Annotated in this window: 16 protein-coding genes; 7 read left to right on the forward strand and 9 right to left on the reverse strand. The window is 55.9% G+C overall.

Translation table 11 applies throughout. The features are described from left to right. Positions 1 to 209 precede the first annotated feature (209 nt). Positions 210 to 1,319, reverse strand: a complete 1,110-nt coding sequence (locus tag FYC48_RS12090) for a type IV pilus twitching motility protein PilT (protein ID WP_149496969.1) — start codon at positions 1,317 to 1,319, stop codon at positions 210 to 212. Positions 1,320 to 1,775: 456 nt separating this feature from the next. Further along, complete coding sequence (locus FYC48_RS12095; protein WP_149496970.1) at positions 1,776 to 3,536, reverse strand: GspE/PulE family protein; 1,761 nt, start codon at positions 3,534 to 3,536, stop codon at positions 1,776 to 1,778. Positions 3,537 to 4,131: 595 nt separating this feature from the next. Between FYC48_RS12095 and FYC48_RS12100 the strand changes: the two genes are divergently transcribed. After that, positions 4,132 to 4,968, forward strand: coding sequence for a hypothetical protein (locus tag FYC48_RS12100; protein ID WP_149496971.1), 837 nt, complete (start codon positions 4,132 to 4,134; stop codon positions 4,966 to 4,968). After that, the gene (locus tag FYC48_RS12105; protein ID WP_149496972.1) at positions 4,946 to 5,146 is read left to right on the forward strand and encodes a hypothetical protein; all 201 of its coding nucleotides are present in this window, start codon (positions 4,946 to 4,948) and stop codon (positions 5,144 to 5,146) included. Before FYC48_RS12100 ends, FYC48_RS12105 begins: the two co-directional genes overlap by 23 nt. Before the next feature lie 244 nt (positions 5,147 to 5,390). On the opposite strand, the gene FYC48_RS28135 is transcribed toward FYC48_RS12105, so the two are convergent. After that, positions 5,391 to 7,838: an ATP-binding protein gene (locus FYC48_RS28135; protein WP_200836593.1), complete on the reverse strand. Its 2,448-nt coding sequence runs from the start codon at positions 7,836 to 7,838 to the stop codon at positions 5,391 to 5,393. Positions 7,839 to 7,976: 138 nt separating this feature from the next. Here FYC48_RS28135 and FYC48_RS12120 point away from each other — a divergent pair, with 138 nt between their 5' ends. The 4 genes from FYC48_RS12120 (at position 7,977) to FYC48_RS12135 (ending at position 14,657) form a co-directional block, all read left to right on the forward strand. After that, positions 7,977 to 8,852 carry a Fe-S oxidoreductase gene (locus tag FYC48_RS12120; protein WP_149496975.1) on the forward strand — a complete coding sequence of 292 codons (876 nt, stop codon included), beginning with the start codon at positions 7,977 to 7,979 and terminating at the stop codon, positions 8,850 to 8,852. Continuing rightward, positions 8,839 to 10,326 (forward strand): NAD(P)/FAD-dependent oxidoreductase, encoded by a 1,488-nt coding sequence (locus tag FYC48_RS12125; RefSeq protein WP_149496976.1) that lies wholly within the window; start codon positions 8,839 to 8,841, stop codon positions 10,324 to 10,326. The genes FYC48_RS12120 and FYC48_RS12125 overlap by 14 nt, the downstream gene beginning before the upstream one ends. A gap of 97 nt (positions 10,327 to 10,423) precedes the next feature. Then, a complete protein-coding gene (locus FYC48_RS12130; RefSeq protein ID WP_230776943.1) occupies positions 10,424 to 11,386 on the forward strand; it encodes a 2-hydroxyacid dehydrogenase in 963 nt (320 codons plus the stop codon). Positions 11,387 to 11,774: 388 nt separating this feature from the next. Beyond that, positions 11,775 to 14,657: a serine/threonine-protein kinase gene (locus FYC48_RS12135; RefSeq protein ID WP_149496978.1), complete on the forward strand. Its 2,883-nt coding sequence runs from the start codon at positions 11,775 to 11,777 to the stop codon at positions 14,655 to 14,657. 106 nt (positions 14,658 to 14,763) lie between these two features. Here the strand turns inward: FYC48_RS12135 and FYC48_RS12140 are convergent, their stop codons facing one another. The 3 genes from FYC48_RS12140 to FYC48_RS12150 are packed head-to-tail and all read right to left on the reverse strand — an operon-like array spanning position 14,764 to position 17,710. Continuing rightward, positions 14,764 to 15,804, reverse strand: a complete 1,041-nt coding sequence (locus FYC48_RS12140) for an HlyD family secretion protein (RefSeq protein WP_160149478.1) — start codon at positions 15,802 to 15,804, stop codon at positions 14,764 to 14,766. Further along, entirely contained in the window at positions 15,801 to 16,586 is a 786-nt protein-coding gene (locus FYC48_RS12145; protein WP_149496980.1) for an ABC transporter ATP-binding protein, read from the reverse strand. The genes FYC48_RS12140 and FYC48_RS12145 overlap by 4 nt, the downstream gene beginning before the upstream one ends. Further along, positions 16,583 to 17,710, reverse strand: a complete 1,128-nt coding sequence (locus FYC48_RS12150) for an ABC transporter permease (protein WP_149496981.1) — start codon at positions 17,708 to 17,710, stop codon at positions 16,583 to 16,585. The genes FYC48_RS12145 and FYC48_RS12150 overlap by 4 nt, the downstream gene beginning before the upstream one ends. Before the next feature lie 467 nt (positions 17,711 to 18,177). Here FYC48_RS12150 and FYC48_RS12155 point away from each other — a divergent pair, with 467 nt between their 5' ends. Continuing rightward, positions 18,178 to 18,927, forward strand: a complete 750-nt coding sequence (locus FYC48_RS12155) for a sulfite exporter TauE/SafE family protein (protein WP_149496982.1) — start codon at positions 18,178 to 18,180, stop codon at positions 18,925 to 18,927. A gap of 22 nt (positions 18,928 to 18,949) precedes the next feature. Here the strand turns inward: FYC48_RS12155 and FYC48_RS12160 are convergent, their stop codons facing one another. The 3 genes from FYC48_RS12160 to FYC48_RS12170 form a co-directional block, all read right to left on the reverse strand. Continuing rightward, entirely contained in the window at positions 18,950 to 20,002 is a 1,053-nt protein-coding gene (locus FYC48_RS12160) for a dihydrodipicolinate synthase family protein (RefSeq protein ID WP_149496983.1), read from the reverse strand. Between the two features lie 23 nt (positions 20,003 to 20,025). Then, on the reverse strand, positions 20,026 to 21,057 hold the full coding sequence (locus FYC48_RS12165) for an NAD-dependent epimerase/dehydratase family protein (RefSeq protein WP_149496984.1): 1,032 nt from the start codon (positions 21,055 to 21,057) through the stop codon (positions 20,026 to 20,028). Positions 21,058 to 21,222: 165 nt separating this feature from the next. Next, complete coding sequence (locus FYC48_RS12170; RefSeq protein WP_390622121.1) at positions 21,223 to 22,356, reverse strand: SGNH/GDSL hydrolase family protein; 1,134 nt, start codon at positions 22,354 to 22,356, stop codon at positions 21,223 to 21,225. Positions 22,357 to 22,376: the final 20 nt, after the last annotated feature.

Here is a 22,376-nt window from a genome sequence, read left to right on the forward strand (position 1 = left end):
CGATGAGGATGCGTGCTGCCGATCAGCCGGTGGGCGTTACCCCCGGTTTAGCCATGCTTCTGCCATGCCTGTGCCTTGCTGGCTTGCTGGCTTGTTGGCTTTTGCGAAGCGTGATCGACCACACAACAGCGGCCGAAGCTGGGCGACAAGTTTCGCGACCCAATCCTACTGCATGCCTTTCAATCGATTTCGTTCACCTGCCTATTCGTTTATTCGTCATCTGAAATCGGAACCGGCGAGTCATCCAACCCTCGTCGAGCTTGAACAATTCGTTTGGCCAGATCATCCGGCCGGTGTGCTTTGGAAAGAACGTCTTCGACGCTCACCCGTTCGGCTTTCCAGTGCTGGAACAGTGCGTCGTCCATCAACTGCATGCCGAACTTCGCTCCGGTTTGCATCGAGCTATTGATCCGGAACGTCTTATTTTCGCGAATCAAGTTGGCAACGCCGGGCGTCACCACCAGGACTTCGTAGGCGGCACAACGACCGCCACCGATTTTCGGCAACAGGGTTTGGGCGACGACGCCGATCAACGTACTGGCGAGCTGAGTCCGAATTTGGTCCTGCAGGTTCCCGGGGAAGGCGTCGATGATTCGGTTGACTGTCCCTTGGGCACTGTTGGTGTGTAGCGTGCCAAAAACCACGTGCCCGGTTTCAGCCGCACTGATCGCCGCTTCGATCGTTTCCAAGTCGCGAAGCTCGCCGACCAGAATCACGTCGGGGTCCTGCCGCAACGCACGCCGGATCGCTTCGGAAAAGCTTGGCACGTCCACCCCAACTTCACGTTGGTTGATCGTGCTCATTTTGTGATCGTGATAAAACTCGATCGGGTCTTCGATCGTGATGATGTGGTGGTCCACGGTTTCGTTCAGCAAGTTGATCAAACTCGCCAGTGTTGTCGACTTACCAGAACCGGTCGGCCCGGTCACCAAGAACAATCCCCGCGGCCGGTGGACCATCTTGACCACCGCTTCGGGAAGCCCCAGTTGCTCCGGCGTCAACTTGTCGTTGGGAATCTGCCGCAACACCATCGAAATGAAGCCGCGCTGCTTAAACACCGAAACACGGAACCGTGCCAACTCGCCAAACGCGAACCCGAAGTCGGTACTACCGGTTTCCTGCAGTTCGCGCTGGCAGCGTTCCGGCGTGATCGACTTCATCAACGCAACCGAGTCTTCCGCCTCTAACGTCTTCGTCTCCAACTTCCGCATCCGCCCGTGCAAACGAAACACGGGCGGCTGCCCAACGACGATGTGAATGTCGCTGACACCCTGTTTGACGGCCGCTTGGAGTAACTTGTCAATTAATACGGTTGCCATCGATGGGATCCTTCTTGAGCGTGATCGATCGGTTGCTCGACTCGCACGTTGCCGGAAATCGCAGGGAAGATGAACTTCCGCACAGCATTCTGAACCATGCTTGCCCGCTGGCAGTGACGAGTGTTCGAGCGATGTCGTGGATGGCGAGGAGTAGAACAGCTTTTGCCCGAACTGGCGTTATTATGTTCGCTTTACCTCGAAACTTCAAAAAATGATGGCATGATTAGGCGAAACTTTACGGGCATCCCCCCGTCAGAGCGTCACATCGGACGATCAATATGCCATCACACAGCCGGACGAATGTCCAGCAGATTGCTATCAACGATAGGCTAGCTCAACGGTAGCCCGACGGCCCGCAAAACGGGCCAAAGCCGCTTCAAGCGACGTAGGGCAATGCCACGTGAAACAGCCCTCGGGAATGGCCGGTCCACACCAGGGCGAGGCCCTCGCGGCGGCCTACAGCGAATCGAGGTCTTCGACCAAGTGATTGAGCGCAAGAGCCTCCTGTTCAGTCTGCTTGGCAACCCGGTAGACCTCCTCAAAGGTCGTAATCCCACGGGTGACCTTCAGCATCCCGTCGGCGTAAAGCGTTGACATACCTGACTTTATCGCCTCGACACGGATTGTCTTTGTGTCCGCCCCCTTGAACATCATCTCCCGCAATCGGGAATTGATGACCATCAGTTCATAGATCCCGATTCGGCCCCGGTAACCGCTTCGACCACAGTACGGACATCCCTTCCCCCGAGCGAACTCGGCCTGGGCCACCATTTCGGGCGGCAACTGGCTATCGGCGATCACCGACTCGGTCGGCTGGTAGCGAACCTTACAACGGGGACAGAGCGTCCGCACGAGCCGCTGGGCGAGGACCGCAATGACGGAGCTAGCCACCATATAGGACGGGACGCCGATGTCCACCATTCGACTGATAGCACTGGGCGCATCGTTCGTGTGCAGGGTACTAAAAACCAGGTGTCCAGTTAATGAGGCCTGGATCCCCATCGAAGCGGTCTCGTGATCGCGCATTTCGCCAACCAGGATGATGTTGGGTGCCTGTCGCAGCATCGAGCGAATGATGCGGGCGAAGTCGAGCCCGATGCTGTGCCGAACCTCGACCTGATTGATCCCCGGCAGGTAATATTCGACCGGGTCTTCGGCGGTGATGATCTTACGGTCCGGGCGATTGAGAGCATTCAACGCCGCGTACAGCGTTGTCGTTTTCCCGGACCCGGTTGGCCCCGTGACAAGGATGATTCCGTTGGGCCGTCGAATCAGTGAGTTGAAGGTTCGGTAGTCGCGTTGACTGAGCCCCAACTGGCGAACGCCGACTTTGATGTTGTCTTTGTCGAGCAGCCGCATCACGCAGGACTGGCCGTGGTTGGTGGGAATGATACTCACCCTCAAATCGAGCTGTTTGTCCCCCACCGTGATCTTGATCCGGCCGTCGGTCGGGCGACGCTTTTCGGAGATGTCGATCTTGGAGAGAATCTTGATCCGTGCGATCAGGGCGGCGAGCATTCGCCGTGGTGCCGACTCACGCTCAACACAAACGCCGTCGATGCGGTAGCGAATCCGCACACGTTCCTCGAAAGGTTCGACATGAATATCGCTTGCCCGCAACTGAACCGCTTCCTGGATCATTAAGTTGACCAACCGGATAACGGGGGCGCTGCTCTCGTCACCATCATCTTGGGTCTCGGAGACTTCGCCGGAGTCGGTTTCGGTAAAGTCGATCGCGGTGTCGGTGAATTCCTGAAGCATCGAGTCGGCCGATTCACCTTCGACCTGGCCATAGTACTGGTTGATCGCCCCCTGGATCGACTCCTTCGGTGCCAATGCGGTTTCGATCTTTCGGTTGAGGATGAATCGCAGCTTTTCGATCGTTTCCAAATCGAAGGGGTCGGCGATCAGGATCCGCAACGCGCCGTCTTCTTCGGCGTAGGGCAGGACCATGTTTTCCCGCGCCACCGATTCGGGCACCAATTCGATCACTTCGTCGGCAACGCGTGCTTCACGCAAATCGACGTAGGGGATCTTGTGGAACTTAGCCATCGCCTGAGCCACTTCTTCGGGCGTGGCGTATTCCATCTGAACCAGGATGGCACCGACTTCGGTCGACGTGTCTTTGGCAACCTGCTCGGCCTCGGAAAGCTGATCCAAACTGATGACGCCATTACGAAGCAGCAGATCGGTGTAGTCTTGGATAGCTCGACTCATATCGGGGGCTTTGGATTTGCGGAGACTAACGAGAAGAAGAGGATTCAGAGCAGCAAGGGCCGCATCTGCCACACAGGATAACATCTGAGATCGAGAATCGGTCATCGGGAAATGAACGAATCCGAAACCGATTCAATTGCAACGCCGCCAGAGCGAAGCGACGAGAGCCAGCATCGCAAAGCGACAGGGTTCGTACCGTGAAGCGAGAGCGGATCTCGGTAAGTGGTCGGCCGCCGATTGACAGACCACCCATCGGAGGACGACCTGTCCGTTATCCCTACGACCGGCAAACCCGTCTCAAGTTCGTCGCGAGCCGGTATTTTCGGCTTAGCGATTTGGGGAAACTTGGCCTTTGAGGCTTTTCGTTCCGATTTCGTTGACAGTTGAAAATTGCGGTAACTATACTTCCGGCAGTGCGAAAACGTGGGGTCCGATTCCGGAAGCCCGTTTTTCCTAAAGTTTTGGCGTGGGCATCCAGGCTTTTCGTCCCACTCAAATCCGGCGCGCTGTCGCCTGATCCGTTCACCATCCGTCCGATCCATTTGCCCGACCAGAATTTGGCCCGGAATGCTTCTGCAACAGGATAGCTTCTAAGATGACGTTACTTGGTAAAGCGTTTACCGTCGTTATTCTCCTACTCAGCATAACGTTTATGGGGTTGGCGCTGGCGGTTAACGCGTCACACAGAAACTGGCGCGATGTGGTCCTGGGCCCTGCCGGGTACAAGGCACAGATCGAAGCCTACGCGCAACAAAATGAGCAACTTCAAGATGCTCAGCAGCGAGCCCAGTCGGCCCTGTCGCGCGAGCAAGTCGCCCGCCGAACCGCGCTCGCCGCCCTGCAAACGCAACTCGATCAACTGAGCGACGATCTGGCCACCCGGATCAATACGATTCAAAAGCTTGACGAGAAACTGGCCAACCTGACGCAGACCGACAAGATCCAAGCGGAACAACTGCAAGACCTAACCGATGCCAACAAACGGCTTCGCGAACAGGTTTCCGAAGAACAAAAGAATCGTGACGAACTGTTCGCCCAGACGCTGGTCCTGCAAGACCAACTGAGCGAATCAAAAGGCGTTCGTCTACAATTGAAAGAACGAAACGACAACTTGCAGGCCGAGTTGGTTCGTTTCCGTGAGGTCGCCGACCACATGGGCATCGATCCCCAAGCCCCACTCGACGGCGCCCCACCAGATCGTAATGGCAATGTTCTCGTCGTCACTCGAAACAAAGGCCTGGTCGAAGTTTCGATCGGGCAAGACGACGGGCTTCGCGCCGGGCACCAGTTGGACGTCACCCGTGATGACCGTTACATCGGTCGATTGCGGGTGGTCAAAACGGAGCCCGATCGTGCGGTTGCCGAAATCATGAAAGACTACAGCGAAGGTTTTATTTTGGAGGGTGACCGTGTCGACACTTCCCTCGAGTGATAACGCAAAGCAACCGCCAAGCGTATACACCGTGATGCTCGTGATGAGCATGGTGTTTTTATTGATCGCAGTGATCGCGATGTTCGTCGAGTATCGGCGTTGGGCTCCCGATCACTGGCGGACCCAAACGGCTCGCCCCACGGCCGCCGTGATCGTTGACGCGAACCAATACGCGTAGGCGATACGACTTCCAAACCGTCGCAGCGAAACTCGCCGAGAGTTGCGGATGCGCGGGGGCGGGATTCGTGGTTGTGTTTTCCCCGGCGACCGGAACCAGCAGCATTGCTAGTTGAAATAACCGGAGCTAACGCTCATCGGCTGATTGATCCCAGCGGCATTCGCCGCATGGCGTTAGCCACGGTTGTGTGCCGGTCAGCGATTAAACGCTAACGGCAAACTATCGAACGCCTCGGCGGCTTCCCCTACGAGGCATGTTCGAAGTCGAATAGCGGCGTTGCGTCTCCACCTTCATCGACTTCCCAAGGGCACCAGGCGATGACGATCTCGTCAGTCTTGAGGTCGCTCTTTCGCGGGGGAATGTCGACGGTTTCAAGTTCCATTTGGTCGAAGTCCAACGCGTCAATCAATTCGTCTCTGGCATCGCGAAATTCGGTTTCCAATTCGCGCATGTCATCCTTGAGCAAACGCAGGGCGTCATCGGCGCGTCGGACATCATCCTTTTGTTGACTGGCTCGATTGAAGCCTCTGGCAACGGTGGTCACCCCGCCTCGTCGCCCACCCATGAAGGCCCCGATCACCGACGAAGCGGCCGACAACCAAGTCGACCGCGCTGCCGTTTCGTACTGCGATGCCTCACGATCGACACGGTCTTCGGCCGTGCGAATCTTCTTTTCGAGCGACTGGATCTTGCGGTCAAATTTTTCACGCAGCCGCTCCGTCTCCAAATCACGGTGCTCGCGCATCAGTTGCTTGAAATGCAATCGAGCGTCACGTTCACCGCAACCGCCCGGGGCATACCCCTTCAGCGGCGGGCACTTATAGAGCGTGATGAAACAATGCCGATACAGGTAGTCCTTCAATTTTGACTTGAACGATCGATAGCCGCCCTTCCCTACCATCGCGTCAGGCAATGTGGTGAAACCAAAGCCGGCATCGGGATCCTGCGATGTCTCGGCATCGTTCGGCAAGATCCAGCTTGATTCCCAAAGATCCTTTGGCAGTTGGTTATCGCCACTGACAAGACGAACAGAATCTTTCCAAAGGTCCAAGTCGGCCGAGGAACGAATGAAGTGCATCGAGGCGCGGCCCAATAGCCCGGGCCGATAGACGAGCCGAGTGTTTCGAGCGGGACGCTTGGTGGCTCCCAAGAACACTTCGCGAATCCCGGCGGGCACCATCGGACGCTCCTGAGACGGTGCCGTCTCACCGATCGACTGGCGATCCTTGTCTCGCCGTGCCGATTTCGCGGCGACACGTGCATCCCTTTCTGCCTGCATCAAATCGCTGATTTGGCCGCGAGCCATCGGACCGGCCAAGTACGACATCGCCCATCGTGTCTGAAAGGTAACCGGCCCATCGTCGTGGACGTTGTTCATCAGGAACACACGATTGCCGAGCCCTGCCAGTGTCTGTTCCATTGCAGAACGATCGAACGCATGGCCGGTCGTAGCCGCGGCACCTTCGAGTCCTTCTAAGACGCGAGCCTTGTCGCGCTCGGTTTGCAGACGACCGAGGAACCACGTCCCGATATTGGAAAGGCCTTTGTAGTCCAGATCGACGGGGTTTTGCGTAGCCAACGTGACCCCCAAGCCATACGCGCGGGCTTGTTTGAGAAGCGTCAACATCGGCGGCTTGCTTGGCGGATTGGCGACCGGCGGAAAATACCCCGCGACTTCGTCCATATAAAAGATCGACCGCAGGGAACTGGTTCCATTTTGCCGCCGCATCCAAGCAACCATTTCGTGTAACAAGATGGTGACAAAGAACATTCGCTCGCTTTCGGTCAAATGGGCAATCGAAAGGATCGAAATTTTTGGACGACCGTCATCGCGGTAGAGCAGCCGATCGATTGACAGTGCGTCGCCTTCAAGCCATGGTGCAAACGCGGGTGAAGCAAGTAGATTATTTAGCCGCATCGCCAGCTTCGAACGCTCGTTCGGCGGCATGAATGAATCCAAGTCGATCACCCCTACTCGTTCGATCGGCGGTGAAGCAATCAGCCGAATAAGATTCCCCAGACCGACATGAATCCCCTGACGCCACTGATCGATCAAAATTGACGATATCAGGATGTGCTCCGGCGAGACCAGCGGATCGCATTCCAACCCCAGCAACGTGAGGAGCGCCGACACAGTCCCCGTCACCTGGTCGCTGATCGCTTCGAGGTCATCGATCGAGTCTGCCGAAGGCGCTTCGAGACTTTTCAACACCGTCATTGGAAGACCGATGTTGCTGCCGGGCGTATAAACGGCGATGTCGACCGAATCACGGAAACGACGTATCCGATCGGCAGATTGTCCCCATGATTGCAGTCCCTCTCGCCAACGGTTCGCCATCCTGGCGGCGTATTCCTCAAGTGACAAGCCGTGCCGGGTCGCATCAGCTTGTTCGAGCCAAGGTAAAAAATCTTCGGGCTCAAGATCGGGAAACGTCAACAGCAGGTTCGCCAAATCCCCTTTGGGATCGACACAGATCGCAGGGATTCCATCGATCCCCGCCTCTTCGAGTAGCGACAGACACAACCCGGTTTTACCGCTCCCGGTCATCCCGACGCACATCGCATGAGTACATAGATCCTTCGCGTCATACATCAGCAACGAATCGAGCAATTCGCCGCGAGCCAGGTCAAACTGCCGACCCAAATAGAACGACGCAAGCTTTTCAAATTCTTCTGCAGACGGGATAGACATGATTTCGATGACAACCAATGAAAAGAGCGAAGCGACAGCAAGCGGTCGATCGTTTAGCATACGATGACAACTGCAACGCGTGAACCGAGTGAAACCAGTGCACCATTTCGCTCACGAATCTTCATCGAACGATAGCCCGTGACCGAATTCGACTATCATCGCCCGATCGATTTCCTGGCCGAACGCGAACCGTTTCGCGATCGCACGGGCAACTCGATTGTCGACGTCAACACCCTGTTCTTGACCGGCCGGCGATGTCCGATCGGCTGCAACATGTGTGACCTGCACGCATTCACTCGTGAAGATTCTCCGCCGGTCGGTGCGACGGTTGATCAGATCGACCACGCACTTCGGCGACTGCCGCCTGCGTCGTGGATCAAGCTCTACAACAGCGGCAACTTTTTTGATGCGGCCAGTCTTCCGCCGGCGGACTACGATGCGATCGCAAGACGGTGCGAACCATTCGATCGCGTGATCGTTGAAAACCATCCCAAGATCGGGCGCCATCGGCACCTCGATTTTGCGCGGCGACTGCGAGGTAAACTCGAAGTCGCCGTGGGACTCGAATCAGTTCAACCTCGTGTGCTATCACGAATCGGCAAACGAATGACGCGGGATGAATTTGACCGCTACGCCGGCTGGCTGACAGCGAATGACATCGACTTGCGCGTCTTTTTGATCATCGGCTCGCCGGGCATTAAGACACCTGAAGCGGTTCGTTGGGCGAAGCTATCGCTGCGTCATGCGATTGCCGTCGGTGCGCGTCACATTAGCCTGCTGCCTGTGCGGAATGGCGCAGGATGGGGCGAAGATCGACGCCCTTTGCCAACATTGACACTGCAGACTTTATGCGAGGTCTTTGATGACGCGATCGCGTCGACTCAGCATTGCTGTATTTCGATTGATTTGTGGGAGTTTAAACATCAGACACTTCAACCTTCGGACCAAAATCGGTTACGTTGTTTGTCAGGGGCTATCCTAGAACAAAGAGCAGTCATGCATGAAGCAGTATGATGTGATTGTGATTGGATCCGGATTCAGCGGTTCGATTTTATCGCGGATTTTGGCCAGTCGCGGAGTGAGAGTGTTACTAGTTGATCGCGGCCAGCATCCGCGGTTCGCGATCGGTGAATCATCAACACCGATCGCCGATCTATTGCTTCGACGCCTGGGTGAACGATATGGCATGGATGACTTGGTTTCGATGTCAACCTATCGTGGTTGGCAAGAAACGCTGCCACAATTGTCGTGCGGGCTGAAGCGTGGATTCAGTTACTTCAAACATGGCCGCTGCGGCAACACCGTTCGTGAAAACTTCTTGGGTGAATCCAGCCTTCTGGTCGCGGCCAGCCCCAGCGACGAAGTGAGCGACACCCACTGGTATCGCAAGGAAGTCGATGCGTACCATTTTCAGCAAGCGATCAGGGCCGGTGTCGATGCGATCGAGAACAACGGTGTCGTCGACATACGATTTCGCGGGCCACACCATGGTCCCATCGTCGTCCTGAACGGGCGTGAAAATCTAACCGCGGATCTGATCATTGACGCCAGCGGTGCCGGTTCCGTCGCGGCGAGGATTAACGAGCGCCCGGCGTTGACGAAACAACTTCGCACTCACACCTGCGCGACATTCGCGCACTACCGCGGCGTCAACAGTTTCGCGGCTGAGTTCAATGCACGGCATCGTGACGACCGTGCCACTGAACCATTCAACGCAGATGCCGCGGCCCAGCACCATCTGATCAAAGACGGTTGGGCTTGGATGTTACGCTTCAACAATGGCGTCACCAGTGTTGGTGTGACGCTGAACGTCGGTGAGACGATCCATGCCGACTTTACGACCCAACGTCGCTGCTTCGAACTGCTTGATCGCCGGTTGGATGAATACCCAAGCTTGCATCGGATCTTGAAAGATGCTCAACGCATTGATCCGGTCGATGACGTCGTCTGCCTCCCGCGGCTGCAACGACTGTACGATCCCGTAATCAACGCTCGATGCGTTTTGATGCCTTCGACTGCGGCAATGATCGACCCGCTCCACAGCACCGGCATCGCGCACGCGTTGTCTGGCGTCGAGCGGTTGTCGGATCTGATTCTTAGCGATCGTGTTTATCAACTCGACTATCTTGATCGTTATCGTGACGCGGTGGTCAAGGAAGCGACGCTCATCGATCAGCTGGTACACATGGCCTATCGGTCGATCAACCACTTTCCGCGATTCACTGCCGCGTCGATGATTTATTTTGCCATCGCGATCGCTTGTGAAGAGCAATTGCTTGCCGGTGAATCGCCGGATTACTATTGGCTGGCCAACGACCGTTCTGTCAACGAGATCGTTCACCAATGTGATCAAGCGTTGGCACAGAACAGCAACGACGACACCGTGATCGACCGGGTCCGTGAGTTGATCGAACCGATCAATCAAGTCGGATTACTCGACGACACAGTCACCAATCGCTACGCCTATACGGCCACGAAGACCGCTTGAAGATTCTCTTCCTATCGAACAATCTTTAGTCTGCGCCCTCTCGACGATCGATCGCTTAAAAGGCGATCACCTTCCTGTCCCTCCCGCAGGCTTCATCATGGACAAACCGCGAATTTTCCTCACCCGACGACTGCCAGAACAGTCGATGAAGCGACTGCAACAACAAGCAGACTTAGTTCATGTCGATCTAGATCGTGACCCGACGCGGCAAGAGTTGCTCGACGGTGTGCGCGACGTTGATGGCTTACTGTGTTTACTGACGAATAAAGTTGACGCCGCACTTCTCGATGCTGGCTCGCGATTGAAAGTGGTTTCAAACTACGCGGTCGGGTTCAACAATATCGATGTGCCGGCGGCAACCGAACGCAACATAGCCGTGACCAACACGCCCGGTGTACTCACCGATTGCACGGCCGACATGGCTTGGGCGCTATTGATGGCGGCGGCCAGACGCGTGGTCGAAGGTGACCATTTGGTACGTGGTGGTCAATGGACCGGTTGGGAGCCCTTGCAACTTCTCGGGCAAGAAGTTTCCGGCGCGACAATTGGATTTGTCGGAATGGGACGCATTGCGAAGGCGACTGCGAAACGGGCCGCGGCGTTTGAGATGCGATTGCTCTACTGGAATCGCACCCGATTGGCGGTCGACGAAGAAAAACAATTGGGACTGGAGTACCGCGAATTTGACGATCTGTTCGCCGATTGCGACTTCGTTTCAATCCATGTCGCGCTGACCGAAGCGACAACACACCTCGTCGGTGCAAAACAATTCGAACAGATGAAAGAATCGGCGATCCTGATCAACACGGCTCGCGGACCGGTCGTGGACGAACGGGCGTTAGTCCGAGCACTACAACAACAGCAAATCGGTGGTGCGGGGTTGGATGTGTTCGAACATGAACCAACTGTCGCAGACGAATTGCGTTCGATGGCTCAAGTCGTCCTCGCGCCCCACTTGGGAAGTGCTACCATTGCGACTCGAGAGAAAATGGGATCGATCGCAGTCGACAATTGCCTCGCCGGTTGCCGAGGCGACGATCCTCCGCAACGCATCAATTGATCAATCGCCTCCGCGATCCGCTGGTCGAACGTGATCGCGGCGGGCCCGTTTCGCCGATCGGGGAGCCCGCGACGGGCGTTTCGTCACACCCACTGGCATCCTTTCGTTTCATCGATCGTGAGAGGTGTTTTGAAGATTTATGCCAAACGAGGGGCGGTGTCGTTTTCCGTTTGACCGATACGACCATCCACACGGGGGACGAAGGCTAGCGAGAACACGCCAGTTCGTTGACCATGGGTTGGTCGACGACTAGGATGCATCAGGTGGACCTGGCCTCGTGAGGAGCATTCTCGTCCCCCTAGCTGCGAATCGAACGCTGTGATCGGAAACGCTTGGTCGATTCGCCCTTTTCTAGTCAGCCAACATCGTCCGATGGATACAGTGTTCGATGGATCACGAACCAAAACCGTCCGAAGAGAAAACGATCATCCGGCGAACGGATGGCGATGGCTCTGGCTCGCAACACCGCAACGATTCAAAATCGGGCGTTTCCGCTTCGGGAACTTCGGACGACGTTTTAGTCGAGGGGTTGGACGAAGCGAAGACCATCATTCGACAGATCCAGCGACCGCAGTCGGGCGAACGATCGGGACGCACCCCGGCCGAAATCACCAAAGTTTTGGTCGGACATCAGCTTAACCAGTACCACTTGGATGCCTTAATCGGCGGTGGCGGTATGGGCGCCGTCTTTCGGGCTCACGATCAACGCTTGGACCGGATCGTAGCACTGAAAGTGATTCCGTTTGTCGGAAACGATCCTGAACTTCAGCGTCGGTTTCGCAACGAAGCTCAGAACGCGGCAAAGCTCGATCACCCTCGCATCGCTCGCGTGTTTGACGCGGGGGACTATGACGATTGGCACTACATCGTCTTCGAATACATCAGTGGGATCAACCTGCGAGACCTTGTTCAGGACCGCGGCGTTCTCTCCCTTGATGACGCCGTGCTTTATACCTCGCAGGTGACACAAGCACTCGATCATGCGTCACAACGCGGCATCGTCCACCGAGACATCAAACCTTCAAACCTGTTGGTTTCCGAAGACGGATCGGTCAAGCTGGTCGATATGGGCCTGGCCCGAAGTGACAATTTAGAACTTAGCGAAGACATGACCGCCAGTGGCGTCACGCTGGGAACGTTCGACTACATTTCACCCGAACAAGCGCTCGATCCACGAGACGCAGATATTCGCAGCGACTTGTATTCACTCGGGTGCACGCTGTACTTCATGCTGACCGGAGAGCCGCCCTACACCGGCGGGACGATGCTGCAAAAATTGATCAGCCACGGCAACGCGCCGCTGCCTGATCCACGTCAATTGCGTCCCGACTTGCCAGATGAAGTCGTCGCGGTCATGCACCGGATGATGGCGAAGGATCCGAAAGCTCGCTATCAAACCGCAGGCGACTTGCTGGCCGACCTCAGCGAACTCGCGTTTCGCTTTGACCTGCGTCGATCCCAGTCGGGCGTTGGCGTCGCGATCCCAACAGCGAACGAAGGTCTTCAGCGATTGCAGTTCCACCTGCCCTGGATGCTCGCCGTCTTGCTGATCTTGATGGTCGCCGGATACCTCGAATTGCAAACGACGGCAACGCGCGATGGATTCCTGATCGAACGACCACAAGCGATGTTACGGGGAACTTCACGAACACAGATGGAAACGCTTGATAGCGGCGAATCATTTGACGATGTCAGTCTTCCCCCCGGTCCCTTGTTTGGGCCGACGACCGAAGTACGACCAAACGATGCGGAACTCGACAGCAGCAGCACGAGCGACGAGGCGTCGACCGGTACCGCAGAGCCGACGCCGGCGATGACGGCAGATTTACTCTCCGAGTCTGCTGCGCAGCCGCCACGCTTCAACGGGACGCTGCCGTTTCCAAATGAAATGAAATCGCCACTGTCCGACTCGACAGCGAAAGTCGATACGATGGGAGCAAACGACAGCGCGGGCGATCCCCCGACGGTTGCAAGTCGCACGGACCCGGAAAAAGTCCCCGATGCGATGTCGTCCGGTCCGACGAAAAATGGCGTCGCCGCTTCGGGTGCCGTAGCCTCAAACACCTCGTCAACTGCGTCAGAAGCGATCGATTTGCCGGCCCCCGAAATCGTTCGAGTCGTCCCACCGAGCTTGCTCGCGTTGGCAACTCGCGTGGGTGAGATTGATCGCGACACCGATGGAGCGGCTCTCTGCCCTAGCCTTGATGAAGCGTTGACGTTGGCCGAAGAGTTAGAAATCGACCGAATTCAGTTGGCGACGCCGCGGGTCGTCACTGGCAAAGTCACGATTCCGCGCGACAACATGGTGATCGAATCGACGCTCGAACGGACCACCATCCGTTTGGTGTCAACGGACACTTTGGCGATCGGGCGAAGCCAAATGATGGTGATCGGAAACCATCGCACTCACTTCAAGAATATCGACTTTCATTGGGAGCTTGCCCAGGAACAAGTCGACGGCGGGGCGATGTTCTTGGTCAACGACAACCGCCTCACGGAATTCGACAACTGTTCGTTTACGCTGGTCAACAAGGCGATCCATGATGGCGTTTGCTTTTTTCAGGTCAAAACCGATGCCCCCGCCGACACAGACACCGCCGCAGTAGCCGATGCGACATTACCGTTGGTCGCTTTGGTATTCGACAACGCGATCGTCCGCGGCGAAGCAGACTTCATCAAGATGGATCATGCGGCAGCATTACAGTTAGTGTGGAACAATGGGCTGCTGGCCGTGAGCGGACGCATGATCGATACGGCAGGTGCGATCAAACAAGCGACTTCATTGATCACCAGTACGATTCAGCTTTCGCTATCGAATGTGACCGCAGAGATCCCGCGTGGCCTGCTGCGGATGCGACTGGGACCTAGTGGTGAATACCCTGTATCGATCGAAAGAGAAGCAAACCAGTGCGTTTTCCTGGTCGAACAAGGCCAGCCCCATTTCGAAATCATTGGCGTGGAGTCGTTGTCGACCGACCAAAGTCTGTTGCGGCTTCGCGGTGAAGATAATGTTTATGTGGGAGCCCCAACGCTGACCGATCCGATTTTGTATCTCTCCGACATCGGTGGCAACACGGCCATGTACTTGATGTCAGAATTACCCGCGGGCAACCTTTCATGGATTGATGAGACGGGGCCGCGGTGGTCGGTTCGCTGGTCCAACGTTCGACCTACGACACAAACGTATCACTTGTTGACGCCGGCAAGCTATCGGCAAGACGGGGCAATCTTCTTCGGGTTCCGTGAACTCGACCTACCGTCGCTGCCGTAACCGAAAGACACCAGTCATCGCTGTGCTCGCCATCGTGGCACAACTACCTGGCGGCTGATCGATAATTACCCGATCATCCATCGTTACCAGTGCCGAAAATGACGGATCACTCCCGTTCGATCATCACTTCAACGGGAATTCCGATCGGCAGGGCGACGTCATTGGCAAGATCAATCCAGACTCTTCGGGAATGAGTGTCGTTGCGTTCGCCCGCCCATCCACCGTAGATCTTTTTTGGCTCCATCCTCGGTTCGATCTCGCTGACGATTCCTTCGAAGTACTTACCCGGAAGCGCATCAACGGTGATACGACAAGTCTTGCCTTCGCTGACGATCAATGCGTCCCGTTCGTCGACATCAGCAACGACGCGCAATTGACTGGCGTCGACGATTTGCAGCGCCGGCGCCGGGTTCTCGGGACTAATCCATTCACCGACTCGCACATCGATGTCCAGCACAATCGCATCACAAGGCGCTTTAACCTGGCAACGATCGAGATCAATCTCCGCCATCCGCAATTCCGCTTTTGCTGACGCAATCGCTGCGTCGGCGGCCAACAGATCTGCCGGTCGCGGATCTGCCTTGACGGTTTCGAATCGCTTGCGGGCTGCGTTCAACAACGCGAGACTTGAGTCATGATCGTAGCGATAATCCTCCATCTCTTGTGCGCTGATCGCGTTTCGATTGAACAGTTTTGCCGCACGCTCGAATCGATTCCGTGCGCCTTCGTAGCGAGCAAGGGCGGCTTCGGCGTTTTGACGTGCGGCTTCAATTTCCGTCGGTCGCGCACCGGCTACCAAACGCATTCGCTTCGCTTGTGCGGCTTCCAATTGAGCAGCGGCGAGATCTCGAAGTGCTTCGTATCGCTGTGAGTCTAATTTCAGAAGGGCCTCACCTGTACTGACGCGGGTACCGCTTGCAACTGGCAGCGTTTCAATCCGTCCCGGGAAATGCGGTCGTATCGAAATCGGTTCGGATCGCCCTTCCACTCGTCCGGCCGCGTGAATCATCGGGCCAAACGAAGCCGCGTCGACCGTCAACGGAATCGGGTCAGGGGCGAGCGGGCGATTGAGCTGTTGCTGATCGAAGGCAACCATCACTCCTGTGCCCACGGCCGCCAGGGTCCCTGCGAGGATCAACTGTCTCATTTGAACCTCCCGTTTTCCATCTCGCATACGCGGTCGGCGTAGCGATAGATTCGTGGGTCATGGGTGACTACGACGGTGGACGTGTTGAATTCATCGGTTAGCTCGGTCAGCAAGTCCATCACCCCTTTGCCAGACTGACTATCAAGAGCCGCCGTTGGCTCGTCGGCCAGAATCAATTTCGGCTGAGCCACGACGGCGCGAGCGAGCGCCACGCGTTGGCATTGTCCTGGACTCATCGAAGACGGTAGTGCGTTGACATGATCGCCAAGCCCCATACGACGGAGTAACGCGGCGGAACGTTTGCGAGCCATTGCGATCGGCTCGCCATGCATCGTCAACGGAATCGCGACATTGTCCTGTGCATCCAACCCGTCGATTAGCTGAAATCGCTGAAATACGAACCCAATCATCTGTCGACGCACCATCGTCCGCGCCTGCTCGTCCAATCCATCGACTTGTTCGTCGAAGAACCGAATGCGTCCGGCATCGGGTGAGAGCAAAAGGCCCAAGATCGAGAGCAACGTGGTTTTGCCACTGCCCGATGGGCCGACTAGGAAAACGCATTCACGTTCTCTTAAACGAAACTCGATCCCATCAAGAACCGGACGTTCTGATCCACCGATGAGGTACGTCTTGCTAATACCTGACGCTTCGATCGCGATCGTATCGCTGATCTTCGACCGACGAGTAGGGTTGCCGTCGGAAATCGCATCGTCGGCCATGACGGGGACGTGGACCGCGGTTGCCGGCTGCGACGCATCGATTGGGGTGGAGTGACTCATGATTGCAGCGCCGTGTGGGGATCGATGCGGCGAACTCGCAGGTACGGAAGTCCCGATGCGAATAGGCAGATGCAAAAAATCAGCACCGCGCATCCGACGTAAAGCATGCTAGGAATTTCGATCGTCGCTCGTGGCGTGCTCAACAACGTCTTTAAAATGACGGTAATCACCATTCCAATGGCGATGCCAATTGTTGCGACCAGCGCAGATTGAAGGATTAAGATACTCAGCAACTCGCGTTCACTTAGTCCGATCGCCCGCAGCGTCGCGTATTCCGAGACTCGGTCAAGCACCATCGCATAGAGCGTCTGGCCGACCATCACCAATCCGACCAAGAGCCCGAGAAGTGTCGCAGCCCCAAAGCTGACCCCCAGCCCCGTACGCGTCATCCAGAAATTGATACTGACCGACGCATATTCCTCGCTGGTCATCGCTTCGACGTCCGGCAAGACCGCTTCAATCTGGTCGCAGATCCGATGCAAGTCCGCACCAGGCTCTGCTCTGGCCAATAGATACGACGTCCGTGTTGGATCGCTGCCCATGATTTCAAGGACGCGATCGTAGTCGGTAAAAATGTAAGGAGTCACCAGGAAACTCAGCACTCCGTTCGACTTCCCGACAACCCGAACGCGGCGTCCGTTGATTTCCCGCAAGTCACCGATCTCGGGCGACACAAGTTTTTGATCGTCGCAGATGTCAACGATTACGCCGTTTTGTTGCTGAAGTGCGTCCGGCGGACCTTCAACAATCTCGTAGGCGCGGCCAAGGTTGGTCGTCTCGGGAACGCCCACTAAAACGACGTTTTCGTATCCACCGCCCGGCAAACTGATTTCGCTGAATTCGACACGTAACGGTTGAACGTTGTCGATGCCTTGGACGCCTTCGACCACATGTCGCCAGCGTTCGGGAATCGAATGAGCGAAATCCACATTGTGCATTCCGCGATGTCCGATCCAGATATCGGCGTGACTGCGGTCGACCAACATGCTCGCCTTGCTGATCAACCCGACGAATAACCCGCCTTGGATATTGACCAGAACGACGGAAAAGATCACGCCAACCAAACCCGCGATTAGCTTTCCTCGGTCGTGAAACAGCGTGCGATAAGCAAGATTCCAACGCATCGCGATCGTGGACCGGAACTAGCGGGGGGATGGATGATAGCTGATAGACGAATATAGGTCGTTGTCGACTTCCCAATCAGAAATCTTTAACAAGCTCGGTCTTAGTCGACTTTCGCGAGCGGAGTCCAGCCCGATCGCAAGGCTTCTCCCCAAGATCCGTCTCGCCAAGCCCCCAATCCTCCAGATTCCCCGGGGCTGCACATCTGATGAGGGTGATGCGTCAAAACGATTCCATAAGACGCATTTCGTTGGCCGAGCAGTTCAATCAATCTTGTCCGCTATCGCGGTCATACAAAACCCTTGAACACAGCGCGGAAAGGTCAAACGATTGGCAACCGATGTGATCGAATCGCCAGTCACGTCCGCCCAAACCGTGCACGCCGGCAGTCCCAGTTAACGAGCGACCGGGAAAAGGTTATGGTTCTGGGCACCCGAGTTTCCCTCCGTCCTCTCCGCACACCACCGAAATGCTTTCCAATTTATCGTCAATCGAACTCGTTTGGCTGTTTCTCGGTGCGATGGGGATCGGCATTTCAAAGTCGGGGTTCCCCGGCGTGAGCATGTTTCACGTCGTCGTCTACGCATCAGTTTTCGGTGCAAAGGAGTCGACCGGTGTGTTGCTTCCGATGCTCGTCGTTGGTGATTTTTTCGCGATCAAAGTGTTTGGCCGCAAAGCCGATTGGGGGCAGGTGCGAAGACTGTTGCCACCGACGCTCGCCGGGATCGTCGTTGGCTGGTTATTGATGGGAATTCTGGACGAAACGATTTTTAAACGCTTAGTCGGCGTCATCATCCTAACTCTGACCGGGGTGCAGGTACTGCGAATGTGGAAACCCGGTTGGTTTGACAAGATCCCACATTCCTACGCTTTCGCCCTTAGTCTCGGATTCCTGGCTGGATTGACGACGATGCTGGCGAACGCGGCCGGCCCAGTCGTCGCGCTTTACCTTATTGCGATCAGCCTTCCGAAGTGGGAGTTGATCGGCACGGCTGCGTGGTTATTTCTCGTTCTGAACGTTCTCAAACTGCCGCTCAGCTATGACCTTGGGTTGATCACCGGGACATCACTCCTGATCGGCGCATTGATGTCGATCGCAATTCCGATCGGGATTTTCGTTGGGCGATGGCTTGTTTCGCGTGTCTCGCAAAAACTGTTCAACGGAATCCTGTTAGCGTTCACCGCGATTGCTGCGTTACGGTTGATCGAACTCTTCTAACCCCGCACGAAGCGATGAAGTGTCATCGAAGCCACTCGTCGCGATGCTCTTGAACGAACGCATCGTCGGTCAAGTACGGATAGAGTGATCGGACTCGCTCGATCGCTTCACGTTGGCCGGACGACAAACGTTCTTGGGGATCGAGCAAGCGATCGCTGGAGAGCAAGCCTTGGTCGAACAGCACCGTTTGGATCCCGGCAATACAGCCTGCGAAATGATTGCGGGCATCAAACAACGCCGCATTGCAGTCGGTCACCTGCGCTGCCAATCGCATCAGTGAACTCGGAACACTGCCCGACTGCTTTGCCGCTTGGCACTGCCGATGCACATCGACCGCTGCCCTGGTCCAGCAGGCCCAGTGACCAAGTAACCCGCCGCAAAATTCGATCGTCGGTCCTTGAGCGTCAAAGCGATACTCGCTGACCAAATCGCTGACGATCGCATCATCATTTCCCGTGTACAAGGCGACTTGGTCAGTCCGACCAACGTCAGCCAAGGCTCGGACGACGTCCAGGGTTTTGTAGCGGTCGAACGGAGAAACCTTGATCCCAACCACGTTTTCAATCTCGATAAATCGTCGCCAGAATTCAACCGACAGAAGACGCCCGCCTACGGCGGGTTGAAGATAGAACCCCAGGATTGGGATTTCGGCGGCGATGGTACTGCAATGTTCGATCAACTCGTCATCGTCACCCCCTGGTAACGCGGCCAGCGATAGCAAGCCCGCATCGTAGCCAAGCTCGCGCGCCAAACGAGCCTCCGAAAGTGCTTGTTGAGTCAAACCGCAGATCCCAGCGATCATGATCGTTGATTGATCGCCTGGACGACAATCACGTGCCGTCTCCATCGTAAGTTCTAGCACCGGCCGCAGAAGATCGAATGGCGGATCGCGTATTTGAAACTGTGTCGTGTGCACCGCGACTGCCAATCCGCCCGCTCCGGCGGCGCAGTAATACCTCGTGAGTGCTCGCTGATGCCGCTCGTCAAATTTTCCTGCGGCGGTCAACGCTAATGGATGTGCCGGGATCACGAGACCGGCAAATAGCTGCTTGCGCACCAAATCAGGTGTCTTCATTGCGTGTTCGAGATTTCGAGTCTTTAGAATCCGCCGTCGCGGACTTCGAAGTGAGTCGGTTTGCCTAGCAATGGTTGATCGCGTTGCACCCAATCTGCGATCCAACCGATCATCCGTTCTAAGTCGACGCTCGGTTTACCGAAGTGCCGGTGCAGCAGCGACGAATCGTTCAATAGTGCCGTCGTTGCTTCTTGTCCGATGAAGGTCACATCACGGCCAAAGTATTCGCCGAATCGATCGGCAACGGAGCGAACTGAGAGAACCGAATCGCCGGTCAAATTCAGTACATTCGCCGGTGACGTTGCCATTGGCAGCGCGCGGATAATCGCATCATTGGCATCACCCTGCCAGATACAGTTGAAGTAACCCTGGGTTAAATCAATCGGCTGTTTGGAGTGTACCTTGATCGCCAAATCGACCAAGACGCCGTAACGCGCTTCGACGGCGTAGTTCAATCGAATTAGAACCACGGGCGTTTTGTTCTCGATCGAAAAGTACTCAAACAATCGCTCGCGTGCCAAAGCCGCATTGGCGTATTCTCCGATCGGCCCAACAGAATCGCTTTCGGCTGAACCACTTGAATCAATCGAAACAAGCGGATAAATGTTGCCCGTCGAAAGAGCAACGATCGGCTGTGTCTGATAACGTTGCAAACAATACGTGGGCGCGATCGTGTTGACCGCCCAGGTGCGAGAAGGGTTTTGACGGGTCCCGAACTTTGAACCGACCAAGTAGATCACATGATCTGCTTCGGGTAGTGAGTCGACATGACTGCGGTCGAGTAAATCAGCCGCATAGGTTTCAACGCCATGATTTTGCAGCCAAGTTCTAGCCGCCGAGTTTGTGAAGCGACTAACGGCGGTCACCGTCGCTTCGCTATTGGCGAGGTGAATCGCGCGCTGCGCCCGAACCGCAAGCGTTGGCCCCATCTTCCCGCCCGCCCCCAAGATCAATAGGCGACCTCGCAGAGACCGGCAGAATTCAATCAAGGCATCCGAAGGTTCACAAAGCCACCGTTCCAGGTCGGCTTCATCGGAAAATGTTTGAGGCAGCATTCGTTCGTGATCCTTCAATGATTTGAATTCCCGTTGGTCCCCAGAAGTGAATTCTGGTTTCTCCACGACTATGAACCGATCTGCCGAAGGGATCAACGTCGTGGCCGAATCGCCATCGCTGCACCGTCAGTTCGTCATCCGGCCTTCGTCGCGTTTCGGATGCGGTTATGGCGTGAGGGCTTGTCGCAAGACCGGTTCAAACACATCGGCTTGCCTTACGAAACCAAGATCACTCGCGTGCGATCCGTCGGTTGCCCCATCACCATCGTCACCATAAAGATGATCGCCCTGAATGTAGAACAGATTTTTTGTCTGCTTCTCAGTCAACGTCTTGTACGCTTCCTTGAGGGCCTGATGGTTCGCCGTGTGATGAGCATCTCTCGCCGGCAAGATCCAACTGTTCGTGTTACGGCGATCTTCGACCAGGATGATTGGCGTATTCGGTTTATGCTCGCGGATTTGCTGGACCAAAGGGATACATCGCTCGGCAACCATCGCGGCGTTCATGTTCGGCAGGCAGTCAATCACGTAAACGGACGCATCGATTTGAACCAAGTAATCGCCGACCTCGGGATGCATTCGCCCGTTCCCAGAAAAACCAAGGTTGACGACCGGCTGGTCAAATCTGCGACCAAGAATTGCGGTGTGAACCATCCCCGGGCGACTGGCACAAGCACCGTGTGTAATGCTGGTGCCGTAAAACACAATCGGTTTCTGACGCGGCGCGAGTGATTCGAAGGAACTTTCCTGAGGGACACCGATCTTTAAAAAGTTAACTCCGTTGTAAAGCGGCAAATATGCGGCGTACTCTCGTTCGCCCGGCGCGAGGTCTTTTATGATTTGTGTTTTCACTTCTTGCGTCGTCGGACGAGTCACTTGAACCCATCGCCATTTTCCATCGTTGTCACGCGCATACAAATCGATCCCACTGACGCCTGTTGCCGGCATATGCGGCATCGCGAGCCGAGAGCTCATTAACTGGTAGTGGACATGGATGCTGGTCGCGTCCGTTTTGAATCGCACCATCATTCCCGGTGAATGGCGGCTGAGGTTCCAAACATTCGACGTCACTGATTTTTCGGCGGACGCTGGGAAGCGATCGAACCAACGAAGCCGTTCTTGATCGGGAAGAATTCGTCCCTCGACACCCCAGGTCGTGACGTCATGCCAACTCAACCCATCGGCAGATGATTTCGCATCGGCCATCTCGGGATCGAGTTGGCCGATTGAGTTTGATTTTTGAGCAATTGCCGGTTGCCAGACCAGCAACAAAGAAAGCAAGACGAAACAAAATTTCAGATTCATCGGACGCGGCAGGA

It is taken from the genome of Roseiconus lacunae (assembly GCF_008312935.1).
Taxonomy (GTDB): Bacteria; Planctomycetota; Planctomycetia; order Pirellulales; family Pirellulaceae; genus Stieleria; species Stieleria lacunae.

Excerpts from the sequence above, each read along its gene's own strand:
- FYC48_RS12090 (WP_149496969.1), bottom strand. The coding sequence starts at position 1,319 with ATGGCAACCGTATTAATTGACAAGTTACTCCAAGCGGCCGTCAAACAG.
- FYC48_RS12140 (WP_160149478.1), bottom strand. The coding sequence starts at position 15,804 with ATGAGACAGTTGATCCTCGCAGGGACCCTGGCGGCCGTGGGCACAGGA.
- FYC48_RS12100 (WP_149496971.1), top strand. The coding sequence starts at position 4,132 with ATGACGTTACTTGGTAAAGCGTTTACCGTCGTTATTCTCCTACTCAGC.
- FYC48_RS12165 (WP_149496984.1), bottom strand. The coding sequence starts at position 21,057 with ATGCTGCCTCAAACATTTTCCGATGAAGCCGACCTGGAACGGTGGCTT.
- FYC48_RS12150 (WP_149496981.1), bottom strand. The coding sequence starts at position 17,710 with ATGCGTTGGAATCTTGCTTATCGCACGCTGTTTCACGACCGAGGAAAG.
- FYC48_RS12145 (WP_149496980.1), bottom strand. The coding sequence starts at position 16,586 with ATGAGTCACTCCACCCCAATCGATGCGTCGCAGCCGGCAACCGCGGTC.
- FYC48_RS12135 (WP_149496978.1), top strand. The coding sequence starts at position 11,775 with ATGGATCACGAACCAAAACCGTCCGAAGAGAAAACGATCATCCGGCGA.
- FYC48_RS28135 (WP_200836593.1), bottom strand. The coding sequence starts at position 7,838 with ATGTCTATCCCGTCTGCAGAAGAATTTGAAAAGCTTGCGTCGTTCTAT.
- FYC48_RS12095 (WP_149496970.1), bottom strand. The coding sequence starts at position 3,536 with ATGAGTCGAGCTATCCAAGACTACACCGATCTGCTGCTTCGTAATGGC.
- FYC48_RS12130 (WP_230776943.1), top strand. The coding sequence starts at position 10,424 with ATGGACAAACCGCGAATTTTCCTCACCCGACGACTGCCAGAACAGTCG.
- FYC48_RS12125 (WP_149496976.1), top strand. The coding sequence starts at position 8,839 with ATGAAGCAGTATGATGTGATTGTGATTGGATCCGGATTCAGCGGTTCG.
- FYC48_RS12160 (WP_149496983.1), bottom strand. The coding sequence starts at position 20,002 with ATGAAGACACCTGATTTGGTGCGCAAGCAGCTATTTGCCGGTCTCGTG.
- FYC48_RS12155 (WP_149496982.1), top strand. The coding sequence starts at position 18,178 with ATGCTTTCCAATTTATCGTCAATCGAACTCGTTTGGCTGTTTCTCGGT.